This window comes from Streptomyces flaveolus (genome assembly GCF_000716535.1).
In the GTDB taxonomy this organism is placed as follows: Bacteria; Actinomycetota; Actinomycetes; order Streptomycetales; family Streptomycetaceae; genus Streptomyces; species Streptomyces flaveolus_A.
The window spans coordinates 144,297-155,645 of sequence record NZ_JNWV01000013.1 but is presented as its reverse complement, the minus strand read 5'-3'; the positions used below and the strand labels follow the sequence as shown (position 1 = coordinate 155,645).

The window sequence follows — 11,349 nt, the reverse complement described above, 5'->3', positions numbered from 1 at the left end:
ATGCTTGTTCCGCTGTCCATCGGCCTCAGCGTCCGACGCGTCGTGCGGTGTCGATCGCGTCCGTCAGCCAGGCGGGGAACATCTCCAGCGTGGACAGCACCACGTCCGCCTCGGCGAGGTCGCCGGCCCGGTGCCCGCCGGTGGTGACGGCGACGCCGAGCGCGCCGGCGGTGTGGGCGGCCTGGATGTCCGCGGGATGGTCGCCGACGTAGGCGTCCGCCGAACGGGCCCGGAGCACCTCGGCCTTGCGCACTCCCCACACCCCGCCCGCCACGACACCGATGCCGAGACCCTCGTGCCTGAGGTGGTGACGTGCCGTCGATTCACTCTGCCCGGTGATGACGATGGCCTGGCCGCCCCTGTCGTGCACGGCCCGCACGGCCTGCCGTGCGCCGGGGAGCAAGCGGGCGTGAGGGAGCCCGTACACCGGGTAGACACGCCGGTACCGCTCGGCACAGCGCCGCGCCTCGCCCGCCGGCAACTGCTCGGCGAGCAGGTCGTGCAGCGGAGGCCCGAGACGGGCGACCGCGGCGTCGACGTCGACCCGCACACCCAGTTCCGCGGCGGCCCGGCCCAGTGCCGCGGCCACCGCCGGTCGCGTGTCGAGCAGAGTCTGGTCGAGGTCGAACCCGACGACGAATGGACCGGCCGAGAAGGGGACGCGGGATCTTCCGTGGGTTTGAGACACGTGTGAAGTCTCACCGTAGCGAGGGGCTCACACCAGCGTCCGCGGAGGAAGGACGCCGGGGTAACGACCTGCCATGGCAGCTTTTCCGCCCCTCGCCGGTCGTGACCGGCGCCCCGGCCGCTGATTTAGTTCTTGCGACATCCGCGATCCCACGCACGGAGAAATGGATTTGTGATGCACAAACGAGGTTTCCCCCTGCCTGCCGCTGACCTCCGCGCCCGCACGGAGCGTCGGTCGTCGGTTCGCCCTCGCCGGCTCACCTCCCTGGCTGCGGACACCTCTTCGAGGAATTGACGTGTCCGGCGCGTCTTCGACCCGGCTGGCGGGGGGCCCGGTCCCGCAGCCGGACCCGCCTTCCCCACGCGTGACACGTGTGCCGATCGCGGCGCTCCGCACCGCTCCCTGGTATCCCCGTGTGGCCGGCCTGAACGAGGACCACGCCCGGTCGCTGGCGGAATGCGACGGCGAACTGCCGCCGATACTGGTGCGACGGTCGATGCACGTCATAGACGGCGCGCACCGGGTCCGTGCAGCGCAGTTGCGCGGTCGGAACGACATCGACGCCATCGTGGTGGACGACAGCGAGAGCGAAGCGTTCATCCGCTCGGTGACCGCCAACAGCCGGCACGGTCTGCCACTGACCCTGCGGGACCGGAAGCAGGCGGCGGCGCGGCTGCTGCGGATCTGCCCGGACAAGTCCGACCGCGCGATCGCCGAGTTGGCCGGTCTCTCCGGGAAGACGGTCGGCGCACTGCGCCGGTCCATCGACGATCTGCCCCAGCTCGGCGCCCGGGTGGGACGCGACGGCAGAGTGCGGGCCATCAGCGCCCCGCGCGACGTCGTGCCGGACTCCCGGCCGACGACGGACCCGCCGGACGCGGGCGCCGAGCCGGCCGCATCGTCCGAGCCACGTCGAGCACCGTCCCGGACCGGCGAGTCCGCGGGATCGTCGACGTTGCTCGCGTTTCCGACGCACCAGCAGCCACAGCAGATCCTGGCCGGGCTGATGCGTGACCCCTCTTTGCGCTACACCGAGGCCGGACGCAGCCTCCTTCGTGGCCTGCACCAGCAGTCCATGGTCACCGACCAGCCCTGGGCCAGCCTGATCTCCGCGGTCCTCCCGCATTGCCTGCCCGCGGTGATCACGCTCGCGAACAGCTACGCCGAGAGCTGGAAGCAACTCGGCGAACTCGCCGAGCACCTCATGCAGTGTTCCGACCGCAAGGTGAGCTGAGCGCGTCTCACCTCACCCTCCTACCCGTCTCTCCTGGAGAACAAGTGAGCCACCACCACGAGTTCGACGCGACCCGTCACATCCAGAACATCCTCGCGAACTCGACGCTGAAGATGCTGGAGCCGGACGGCACGCCCCTGAACGGCATCGAGGGAGTGCCCGGCGTCAGCGAGGTGATCGACTCCGGCATCGAGATCGGAGCCGATCGGATCATCATGCAGCCCGGATCCGCGTTCGAGCTGCACACCCATCCCGGCGCGCACATTCTCTACGTCATGCGGGCCTCCGGCTTCATCCATGTCGACGGCGTCGACTACGAGATGACCGAAGGGGACACCGTCTACGTCCCCGCGCGGTTCGCGCACGGCGTCAAGACGAACCCGGAGGTCGACGAGGCCTTCGAGATCCTGTCGTTCGGCGTACCGCACCTGCCCATCGACTCCAGCGAGCGGATGTCGGTCGTCACCCACTCCTGAGCCGCCGCTCACAGCACACGACCACACGACCGAGAGGGCTCATGGACGTCAAGACAAGCGTGCGCGAATTCCTGCTCAGCACGTCCGCCGCAAGCACCGTACCGGCGGAGGAAATCACCGACGACTACCCGCTGCTGAGTTCGGGGCTCCTCGATTCGCTCGCTGTTTACACCTTGGTGGTGCACCTGGAGAAGGCGTTCGGCATCACGGTACGGGACCAGGAACTGCACCCGGGCAACTTCGGCACGATCGAGCTGATCACAGAGTTCACCGAGGCCAAGATCCACGCTCTCGCGCAGTCACGGGAGTCGGGCTGACGACACCGGCGTCGTCGAGACCGAGCGCAGCGTCCCACGAAGTGCACCGGGACGCTGCGCCTTCTCGTTCCCCGTCCGTCCGTCTCGTCGCGGGGACACGTCTCAGGTCCCCTTGATGTCCCGGTGCCTGGTGGACAGGAGAGTGCTGCGGTGGCCCAGTAGCTGCATCCCCTGCCGGTACGCCCACACCGCCCGCTCGTTCTCCCCGCTCCTCTCCAGGATCTCGGCCAACTCGGACCAGGCGAAGGCAGCCTGGCGCCCGGCCTCCGAGGCTTCGAGCAGCAGGGCGCCGCGCTCGTAGGCGGCCTGCACCGCCTCGTGGTCGTCACGCAACAGGTGCGCGGTCGCGATGACGAGGTGGACGCGCGCGCTTTCGAGCCTGTGCTCCGGACCCAGTAGGTCCAGGGCCCGCTCGGCGTGCTCGATCGCGCTCTCCGGCCGGCCGAGCATCACATCGGCCCGCGCCATGGCGGTCTCGACGTACGCGACGTCGATGCTGCTGCCCAAGGCCCGCAGAGTGGCGGCGCTCTGTTCGAGCAGGGTCTTGGCCGCTTCCGGGTTGGCCTCCTCCGATTGCAGCAGCAGGGTGGCGTGCGCGTTGCGCACCCGGGCGAGGGCTCGCTCGTCATCCCCCTCGGCATAGATGGCGACGGCCTTCTTGATGAGTGCCAGTGCCTCGTTCGACCGCCCCTGCCGGTGCAGGACCGCGCTGGCGTTCCAGTACGCACCGCCCAATGCCCTGCGGTCGGTGATGATCTCGGCGTGGCTGATCGCCTGGGAAGCGAGGAAGCCCGCACGGTGCAGGTCACCGCGTTCGCAGTAGATGCCGATTAACGTGGAGAACAGTTCCAGGTACTCGATGGTGGGCGGCAGCTCGGCGACGCCGGCCAGGGTCTCCTCGGCCACCTGTATCGCATGGGACAGGTTCCCCAGCTCGCGGTAGCAGCGGCACAGGGACATGACCACGCTGAGTTCCTCCACCCTCCCCCGCTCCTGTTCGGCACAGCGCTGGCGCAGTGCCTCGAAACGCACCGCGGCCTCCTCCAGATTCCCCTTGTGCTCCAGGCACTGGGCTATGCCGAGGTCGATGGAGAAGAGGACGTCCCGGTGACCGGTGGCTGTGGCCGGCACCTTGAGGCGCAGGTTGGTGAGGGTGTTGAAGGCGGCCTCGGCGTCGCCGTTGCGCAGGACCAGCTGCGCGTACTGCACCTCCACCCCCAGGTCGGCGATGTCGGGCTCGGCGAGCGGTCCGGAGAGGTAGGAGGCGTCGCAGCCCAGTCGCTCGGCGAGTTGCGCGATGACCTCCTGGGAGGGGATGCGCTTGCCCGCTTCGACGAGTGAGATGTAGCTGGGGGACAAGTCGGGGCGGGCCAGGGCCTCCTGCGAGAGTCCCGCTGCTCGACGGAGGCGCCTGATCCGCGAGCCCAAGGACTCGTTCTCCGTCACTGTGACTCCTCACTCGCCAAGCCCGAAGGCAGCTGAACCGGTGATGACGGACGGGCCGCCCTCGGCACTGGAGCTACTGACCGGCCGTGCAGCACATCACTCATTATCGCAGTCAAAATCGCAGTCAAACCGCCGGGCGAGTCGAGCAGGCGTCCCGGAGGCGAGGGGAGAACGAACTGCCGTTCACGATGTGCCGCCCTGGGGGTCGCGCACCGACCGGTCGCCCACGGCTCAGTCGGTACCGGTCAGCGTCAGTTCGAGGACCAGTGTCGGCGCCGCGGCAGCCGACATCTCGCACATGAAACCGCGGGGCGCGTAGACGGCCTCGCCGGTACGGAGACGCAGGCTCAGCGGTCCCGTGCGCTCAAGGCCCGCGGGCAGGCGGATGTGCACGTCGACGTCGAACGGGCCGACCCCCAGTTGCAGGGCGCCCCGCACGGTCAGCAGCAGGGTGTCCCACTCCGTGCGGTACACGACCTCCGGAGTCCGGCCGCCGCCGGGCTGCCCGGCGAGCGCGCGCCACGCGGCCGTGACCGGTGCGCCGAGCCGCACGGCGAAGCGCTCCGCCAGCCGGGTGGCCAGAGCCCGCTCAGGGGGCCTGCGACCGCTGCCGGTGACCGGGGTTCCGGCGGCGGTGTCCGCCAGACTTGAGACGAGCAGGTCCGCGCCACGCGGCCACACCACGACCACCTGGCCGCGGCCGTACGCCGACAGGGACAGCTCCACGTCCGACAGGAACAGGTCGAGCTGACCGTCGGGCACTGCCATTCCGTCCGTTCTCCTCCCGTTCAGCCCCACGGCGTGCGGCCGGACATCCCGGTGCGGGCGTCCCGGCCGCCTCCCGCGTCCGTGGCCGTCATCCCGGGCGGGCCGCGAGTACGGCCGCCCGCGCGGTGGCGGTGCCATCGATTCTGGTGCGGCGGGCCGCCGGCGACCCGCCGCCGGCCCGCTCATCTAGCTGCACGGCACCAACATGCCTGGGGGACGAAGCGGGCACGGTGACCACCCGCCCGACTTTATTGACTCGATATTGACAGACTTTGACAGGGCTGCATAGGCTCTTCCTGAAGCAAGGTGGCGCCGAGAATCCGAACCGGTATTCCACGGATACCGACGCCGCTTCCGGCACCGCACGTTCACTCCGCCCGGCCGTGGGAGCGGTACGCGGATCACCGCGCCGCACCCCCTTCGCGCACACCGAGGACCAGGCCGGGGCCGGGGTATCCAGCGAGGTGTCCCGCGGGTCAGAGGAACAGGGGACGTAGTGTTCACAGTGAACAAGAGCCGGTCACCCGAGACGCCCGGGCGGCCCTGCGAGACGGAGGTCGCCCTGTACCGCTGGGTGGCGGAGAACGGCAGGATGGACGCCGCCCTGGCCGCCCGGGACCTCGGCTTGACCATGGCCGAGCTGGAGTCGGCCGTGACCTCGCTGACGGACCTCGGGCTTCTGCGGCCGGAATCCGACGACCCCGCCATGCTCCGCCCGGTCAACCCGGACCTGGTGGCAGCCGTCGTCACGACGTCCATCGAGTCCGCGATCCGCACCCAGCAGGCCGAACTGCACACCATCCGGGAGCACTTCGCGAACCTGCGCGACCACTACCGCAAGAGCGTGAGCCGGCTTCCCGTCCTCGGGATCGAGGTCGTCCCCGGTCCCCAGGAGGTGCGCGCCGCCTTGACCATGGCTTCCCAGCAATGCGCGCACGAGGTGCTCGCCTGCCAGCCGGGGGGCAGCCGGTCCCCCGAAGTCCTCCAGGAGGCCCTGCCCCGCGACACCGCCATGCTCGCCCGCGGCGTACGGATCCGGACCCTCTACCACCACACGGCTCGTTTCAACGGTCCCAGCCAGGAGTACGTGGCCACGCTGTCGGCCCGCGGTGCCGAATACCGGACGAGGCACCAGCTGTTCGGCCGGCTCATCGTCTTCGACCGCAGGCTGGCCTTCATCCCCCAGTCCGGAGACACCTGGGGCGCCGTGGTCATCAGGGAGCCGTCCACCGTCAGCTACCTGTGCGACATGTTCGAGCAGGAGTGGTCGCAGGCCACCCCCTTCTCCAACGCCGCCGCCGACGGTCTGGACCTCGTCGCCAAGGACATCGACCGCACGATCCTGCGACTGCTGGCGGCGGGCATGAAGGACGCCACGATCGCTCGCCGTATCGGCATGTCACTGCGCACGGCGCGGAGGCACATCGCGGACATCATGGAAACGCTGGGTGCGGAGAGCCGGTTCCAGGCCGGGGTGCTGGCGGCTCGCCAGGGACTGCTGGACGAGGAACCGCAGCACAGCGCCTCGGTCGACTGAGGCACGGGACGCGCGCGCCCGGCCGATCCCCGCGCGACACGTCGGCCTCGATGTCACGAGGCGTCCGCGGCAGGCCACCGGGCGCCCGTCAGCGGCCCGGCGCACGCCCGCGCGGACCACCCGTCGGAGCCGGTGGTCCCGGCGGCGTCAGTCGATCCGGACCCGGCGGGGCACATCGGGGACCAGGGACCCACGGTGCCCCATCAGCCGCATGCCCTGGCGGAAGGCCCACGCGGCGCGTTCGTTCTCCCCGCTCTTCTCCAGGATCTCCCCCAGCTCCGACCACGCGAAGGCGGCCTGCCGCCCGGCGTCGACCCCTTCGAGCAGCGCGGCGGTGCGCTCGTACGCGGCCCGGACGCCTTCTTGATCGCCCTGGACCAGGCAGACCGCGGCAACCACGAGATGGACGCGGGCGTTCTCCAGCCGGTGCTCGGGTTCCAGCAGGCCTAGGGCGGTCTCCGCGTGTTCCATGGCCTTCTCGGGCCGGCCGAGCAGCACCTCGGCACGGGCGAGCGCGGTTTCGACCTCCGCCAGGTCGAGCTTGCCGCCCACCGCCCGCAGCGCGGCGGCGCTCCGCCGGAGAAGCCCCTTGGCCACCTCGGGGTCGCACTCCTCGGACTGGAGCAGCACCGTGGCCTGAGCGTGGCGCAGCCGCGCCAGGGCACGCTCGTCGTCACCCTCGGCGTAGAGGGCGACGGCCTTCTTCACCAGGACCAGCGCGTCGCCCGACCGGCCGCGCCGGTTGAGGTCGACACTGGCCTTCCAGTAGGCGCTGCCGAGGGCCTTGCGGTCCGACATGAGCTGGGCACGGCTCGTCGCCTCGTCCGCGAGGAAGTTCGCCCGGTGCAGGTCGCCGCGCTCGCTGTACACGCCGATCAGCGTGGACAGCAGCTCCAGTTGGTCCACCGTGGGCGGAAGGTCGAGCGCGTCCGCCTCCGCGAGTATCTCCTCGGCCACGTCGACGGCGCGCGAGAGGTCGCCGAGTTCGCGATAGCACCGGCACAGCGGCGTGGCCGCACCGAGCCGGCTCAGGATGCCGCGTCCCTCCGCCGCCGACCGGTGCAGCAGCGACTCGAACGCGCGGGCGGCCTCCTCCAGATCGCCCTGTTCCTCCAGACACTGGGCCACGCCCAGTTCGACCGCGAAGCGCAGATCGGTCCGGTCGCTGTCCGCGACCTGGGACCGCAGCGCGGTGAACCCGTCCAGCGCCGCCCGCGCGTCACCGTTGCGCAGGGTGAGCTGCGCGCTGTGCAGCTGGACCTCGATGTCGTCGGTGCCCGGCGCGGTGATCAGGCCGGTGAGGTACCCGGGGTCGCAGCCGAGCCGCTCGGCGAGCTGCGCGAGCACCTCCTCGGAGGGGAAACGCTTGCCCGCTTCCAGCAGTGAGACGTAACTGGGCGAGAGAGTAGGTTTCGCCAGCGCCTCCTGAGAGAGCCCGGCGGCTCTGCGCAGTCGCCGAATACGTGAACCCAAACTCTCGTTCGCCGTCAACTGTGACCCCTCACTTGTCAGGTCTTGAAGGAGTCATGCACGAAGCGCACTCTTCTCGGACCGACAGACGCAGCAATCGTACCGTCACTGTTTTTTCACTTGTAGCCGACTGCGCGGCCACCGTCCCGTGCTCCAGCGATCATCCCGGACGTCTGCACAAACCGTCCACGGGATTTCAGCGCTCACCTATCGTCAACTATACTGACCCGGTCAGTAAACATTCCACGCTCGGGTTGCGCCGGGGGCGGGCAGGGTTGCCGGCTCCTCTGCGCCGCGGGTCCTGACAGGCGCCCCGGTCATGCTCTGCATAGCATCCTTGTGTGACTGACATTCCCGACGAATTGGTCTGGCTGGAACGTTCCTGCGAAGCGGAGCGCGCGAAGCTGGCCGGCCTGTGCGGTGAGGAGTACGACGCCCAGTGGCGGGCGTGGCGAGGGGCGGCCGAGGCGTTCCAGACCGCTCTGTCCGCGTACGCGGCGCGCGAGGGCGGGTCGCGGTACGAGCTGGAGCAGTCCGTGAAGAAGGCGGTCCGCAGCACGCAGGAGGACCCTGCGCCGTAGCCGCACGGGACCGCCGCCGCACACCCGGCCGCCGCCGTACTCCGCCGGGCCGCTGCCGCACGCCGCGAGGGCGGGGGCCCCGCGGGCGCGGGGTGACCCCCGCGGCGCGATCCCGCGCCCTACGCCCTGGCCGGAGGTTCGCCGGGCGCCGGGACGCGCCCGTCGCCGGCGAGGTGCGCGGTGATCCGCCCGCGTGCGGGAAGCGCGGCGGCTTCCGCACCTCCGCGATGGCCGTCCTCGCCTACGACGGCGAGGCCTCCGTGAGGCCGGCCGTGACCGGCGGTGCTTCGTCGGGGGCCGCTCCGGCCGGGTTCCGGGAGAGCTTCCGCCGGCGGGGGGCGGCGGTGAGGACCGTGAGGCAGGCGATGACCAGCGCCGTGCCCACCCAGCCCGCGGCGGGGAGGTGTTCGCCGACGACCAGGACGGCGAGTACGGCCGCGACGGCCGGTTCCAGCAGGGAGAGCGTGGTGGCGGTGCTGGCGGGCACGTGCGCGAGACCCCAGCCGAACAGGACGTAACCGGTGAACATCGGGATCAGGGCCATGTACGTGCCGACCGCCGCGTTGGACCAGGAGCTGATGAGCGGGGCGCCGGTGGCCAGGAGGACGGGCAACAGGAGCAGCCCGCCGAGTCCGAAGACGGCGCCCATCGCGACGCGGGAGGGGATCCGGCGGGTGATGAGCCGGTGCGCGGCCCAGGAGTAGAGGGCGTAGGTGGCGGCGGCGACCAGGCCGAGGCTCACGCCGAGCAGCGTGGCGGCCACCGATGCCCGGCCCGTGCCGTCGCCCGCGTGCGCGGCCTCGGCGACGCACAGCAAGGCGGTGCCGAGCAGGCCCAGGGCAGCGGCGGTCGTCCAGCGGCGGGTGAGCCGTCGGCCGTCCGCGACGCGTTCGATCAGGGCCGAGGCGAGCGGGGCGGTGCCGAGGGACACCACGGTGCCCACGGCGACTCCGGCCAGGCGCATGGAGCTGTAGAACGCCAGCGGGTACACCGCGACGGAGGCGGCACCGAGCAGTACCGTGCCGCGTCCCTCGCGCAGGCGGGCCGCGTGGTGGGCGATCCGCGGGGCGGCCACGAGGGCCTGGAGAAGTCCGCCCAGACCCATGGCGACGGCGCCGATGGCGAGCGGGCCGACCTCCGGGGCGAACGTGGCGGCCGTACCCGTCGTACCCCACAGGACGGAGGCCGCCAGCACGCACAGCGCCCCTGTTGCGGCGGGCCGGCTCACAGCCGGTCCAGCAGGGCCGCCGCCATGGAGCGGGCGTGCCGGAGGCGGTCGCCGTCGCCTTCCAGGCCGGCGCGGGCCATCGCTCCCTCCAGCAGGAAGGCGAGGTGCTCCGCTGTCGCCCGGGCCTCCTCGGGGCGCCCGGGCAGCAGTTCCTCCAGGTGGCCCGCGATCAGCCGCTCCACCTCCTCCTTGTGGGCGCGCACCACGGCACGGCCCTCGTCGCCGGCCGGCAGCTCGGCGGCGGCGTTGAGCAGTCCGCAGCCGCGGAAGCCGCGCTCGTAGGCGAAGGCCGCGTGGTCGGCGTAGGCGTCGAACACCGCCAGCACGCCGTCCCGCGGGCCCCGGGCGTGCTCCAGCCGGGCCCGGTACAGGCCGAGCCACTCCTCGTGCCGGGCGTCCAGGTAGGCCCTGACCAGGTCGGCCTTGGAGGAGAAGTTGTTGTAGAGGCTCATCTTCGCCACGCCGGCCTCGGCGGTGATCGTGTCGATGCCGGTCGCCGCCACGCCGTCGGCGTAGAAGCGGCGGGCCGCCGCCGCGAGGAGGCGTTCGCGGGCCGGACGCCGTCGCGCGCCGTCCGTCGTGCTCACATCGGTTCCGCTCATCACAGTCCAGACTAGGTAGGTCGGTCTACCTAGCGTAGGTCAATCGGAGGCCCCGGTCCACAGCGCTGGAGGCGATCGCTGGGAAGTACCGCACGTGCTCGCTCGAGGACGACGTGGCGCAGGCGGTCGAGGAGAACCCGGGCCGCGGGGCTCGCAGGGCCGCTGGGTTCGAAGGGCCACCGGCGTGCCCGGCGAGCGCGATGCGGGTACGTGTGGAGCTGCTGCCTCGAAGGCGACCCGGGGACACCGCGGGCGTCTCGGAAGGCCGACGCCTCGACGTCAGCTCTCCGGGACGCCCGCGGTCCCGCGCTCCACGTCGGCCGCCCGTCGCGGCGCGACGCTCGCCCAAGCCCTGGCCGCCGGCAGCGCCAGCCCCGGGAAGGCCAGGGCACCCAGGAAGGCGAGCAGGAACGAGTTGACGGACACCGACCAGGCACCGATCGCCGCATAGCCGACGGACACACCGAGGTTGGACCACAGGCACGTGAACAGGAAGCGGCCGAGGGGCACCCGTGTCGTGCCCGCGAGCACGACACTCGCCTCCGCCAGGACCGGTACCGGACGGCACAGCGCGAGGGCGACCGTGCCGTGACGTCCGGCCGTCGCCGCGGCGCGGGCCAGCCCGGCCTCGCCCACCAGCCGCCGGGACAGGGACAGCGAACGCGCTCCGACGAGGTAGCCCAGACCGCACGAGACCGTCATCCCCGCCCAGCAGGCCACCGCGCCCCATCCGAAACCCAGAAGTGCGCCCGCCGCGGCGGACACCACGCTGGACGGCACTGGCAGGAACACGTCCAGCGCCAGCAGACCCACGATGACCGCCACGGCCAGCGGTGTGGAGAAGCGACCGTCCGACGCCTGGTCCGCGAGCGCCTCGAAGTAGTCCCCGAAGAGGAAGAACGGAACGAGGATCGCGGCGAAGAGCGCGCACACCAGCCAGAACATTCGCATGGCGGTGAGCGTACCGATCCGGGTGTCTCGACCCGAGACACATGTCGAACC

General features: G+C 71.3%; 12 protein-coding genes. 5 read left to right on the top strand and 7 right to left on the bottom strand.

Annotated elements, in window-relative coordinates:
- Positions 1-25: 25 nt before the first annotated feature.
- Positions 26-688, bottom strand: coding sequence for an HAD family hydrolase (locus OO52_RS15925; protein WP_030644570.1), 663 nt, complete (start codon positions 686-688; stop codon positions 26-28).
- 364 nt (positions 689-1,052) lie between these two features.
- Between OO52_RS15925 and OO52_RS15920 the strand changes: the two genes are divergently transcribed.
- Genes OO52_RS15920 through OO52_RS15910 form a run of 3 tightly spaced genes read left to right on the top strand, consistent with a single transcriptional unit; the run spans position 1,053 to position 2,715 of the window.
- Positions 1,053-1,922 (top strand): ParB/RepB/Spo0J family partition protein, encoded by an 870-nt coding sequence (locus OO52_RS15920; protein ID WP_234339549.1) that lies wholly within the window; start codon positions 1,053-1,055, stop codon positions 1,920-1,922.
- Between the two features lie 44 nt (positions 1,923-1,966).
- Entirely contained in the window at positions 1,967-2,398 is a 432-nt protein-coding gene (locus OO52_RS15915) for a cupin domain-containing protein (RefSeq protein WP_030644566.1), read from the top strand.
- A 41-nt stretch (positions 2,399-2,439) separates the two neighbouring features.
- Positions 2,440-2,715, top strand: a complete 276-nt coding sequence (locus tag OO52_RS15910) for a phosphopantetheine-binding protein (RefSeq protein WP_037629049.1) — start codon at positions 2,440-2,442, stop codon at positions 2,713-2,715.
- Positions 2,716-2,817: 102 nt separating this feature from the next.
- On the opposite strand, the gene OO52_RS15905 is transcribed toward OO52_RS15910, so the two are convergent.
- A complete protein-coding gene (locus OO52_RS15905; RefSeq protein ID WP_030644564.1) occupies positions 2,818-4,161 on the bottom strand; it encodes a helix-turn-helix domain-containing protein in 1,344 nt (447 codons plus the stop codon).
- Positions 4,162-4,392: 231 nt separating this feature from the next.
- Positions 4,393-4,929, bottom strand: a complete 537-nt coding sequence (locus tag OO52_RS15900) for a hypothetical protein (RefSeq protein WP_030644562.1) — start codon at positions 4,927-4,929, stop codon at positions 4,393-4,395.
- Positions 4,930-5,425: 496 nt separating this feature from the next.
- Here OO52_RS15900 and OO52_RS15895 point away from each other — a divergent pair, with 496 nt between their 5' ends.
- Positions 5,426-6,466, top strand: a complete 1,041-nt coding sequence (locus tag OO52_RS15895; RefSeq protein ID WP_030644560.1) for a helix-turn-helix transcriptional regulator — start codon at positions 5,426-5,428, stop codon at positions 6,464-6,466.
- Between the two features lie 147 nt (positions 6,467-6,613).
- Here OO52_RS15895 and OO52_RS15890 read toward each other — a convergent pair whose 3' ends face one another.
- Positions 6,614-7,939, bottom strand: a complete 1,326-nt coding sequence (locus OO52_RS15890; RefSeq protein WP_234339548.1) for a helix-turn-helix domain-containing protein — start codon at positions 7,937-7,939, stop codon at positions 6,614-6,616.
- A 338-nt stretch (positions 7,940-8,277) separates the two neighbouring features.
- Here OO52_RS15890 and OO52_RS15885 point away from each other — a divergent pair, with 338 nt between their 5' ends.
- Positions 8,278-8,517, top strand: a complete 240-nt coding sequence (locus tag OO52_RS15885) for a hypothetical protein (RefSeq protein WP_234317028.1) — start codon at positions 8,278-8,280, stop codon at positions 8,515-8,517.
- 241 nt (positions 8,518-8,758) lie between these two features.
- On the opposite strand, the gene OO52_RS15880 is transcribed toward OO52_RS15885, so the two are convergent.
- The 3 genes from OO52_RS15880 to OO52_RS15870 form a co-directional block, all read right to left on the bottom strand.
- Complete coding sequence (locus tag OO52_RS15880; protein WP_267885019.1) at positions 8,759-9,745, bottom strand: DMT family transporter; 987 nt, start codon at positions 9,743-9,745, stop codon at positions 8,759-8,761.
- Positions 9,742-10,347: a TetR/AcrR family transcriptional regulator gene (locus OO52_RS15875; RefSeq protein WP_030644554.1), complete on the bottom strand. Its 606-nt coding sequence runs from the start codon at positions 10,345-10,347 to the stop codon at positions 9,742-9,744. Before OO52_RS15875 ends, OO52_RS15880 begins: the two co-directional genes overlap by 4 nt.
- Positions 10,348-10,626: 279 nt before the next feature.
- A complete protein-coding gene (locus OO52_RS15870) occupies positions 10,627-11,298 on the bottom strand; it encodes a TVP38/TMEM64 family protein (protein WP_078876830.1) in 672 nt (223 codons plus the stop codon).
- Positions 11,299-11,349 lie beyond the last annotated feature (51 nt).

Coding starts and splice junctions, on each gene's coding strand:
- OO52_RS15910 (WP_037629049.1), top strand. CDS start 2,440: ATGGACGTCAAGACAAGCGTGCGCGAATTCCTGCTCAGCACGTCCGCC.
- OO52_RS15900 (WP_030644562.1), bottom strand. CDS start 4,929: ATGGCAGTGCCCGACGGTCAGCTCGACCTGTTCCTGTCGGACGTGGAG.
- OO52_RS15875 (WP_030644554.1), bottom strand. CDS start 10,347: ATGAGCGGAACCGATGTGAGCACGACGGACGGCGCGCGACGGCGTCCG.
- OO52_RS15870 (WP_078876830.1), bottom strand. CDS start 11,298: ATGCGAATGTTCTGGCTGGTGTGCGCGCTCTTCGCCGCGATCCTCGTT.